The 583-nt window shown below is 69.6% G+C and carries 1 protein-coding gene and 1 pseudogene; both read left to right on the forward strand.

The window, feature by feature from the left end:
* Window positions 1-12 precede the first annotated feature (12 nt).
* Window positions 13-138, forward strand: a complete 126-nt coding sequence (locus ABD323_RS44190) for a helix-turn-helix domain-containing protein (protein ID WP_344447636.1) — start codon at window positions 13-15, stop codon at window positions 136-138.
* A gap of 155 nt (window positions 139-293) precedes the next feature.
* Window positions 294-583 (forward strand): annotated as a pseudogene (locus ABD323_RS44195) (hypothetical protein); the annotation flags it as partial.

Raw genomic sequence — 583 nt, forward strand, 5'->3', positions numbered from 1 at the left:
CGCACGGCGCAGGTGCTGCACGTGCACGTGAACACCGTGCACTACCGGGTCAAGCGCATCGAGGAACTCACCGGCCGCAGCCTGGTCCGGCTCGAGGACCGGCTCGACCTCCGGGCCGCCCTGATCTGCGGCGACTGACTCCACTCCGGCCACTGTCCCACCACACAGTGGGCCTTGCCCTCGCCTGTGCGATGGACCAGGAGACTCTGGGCTTGCAGCTGCGGCAGAGTGATCGCGGCTCCTCGACGCCCTTCGTCGATGGGCGCCACCTCCGATCAGCACAGGAGAGACCGATGAAGAAGAGACCTCTGCGGCACCTCGTCGCGGGCAAGGCCCTGGCCCTGGGAGCCGCACTCGCCATGGCCGTTGCCGGAACGGCGTACGCCAACTCCGTGGGCGTGACCGTGAAGACGCCCGGGGCCACCCTCGGGCCCGCGTCCACGTTCGCCGAGATCTCCACCCACGCGGACTGCAGCAGCGGCCTGATCTCCGGCGGCGGGATCAACCAGGCCATCGGCACCGGCACTTCGTCCAACGGCAACAAGGTGAACGGCAGCGCGCCCAGGCCCCACGGCAGCACCGA

Source organism: Kitasatospora nipponensis (assembly GCF_039528135.1).
GTDB lineage: Bacteria > Actinomycetota > Actinomycetes > Streptomycetales > Streptomycetaceae > Kitasatospora > Kitasatospora nipponensis.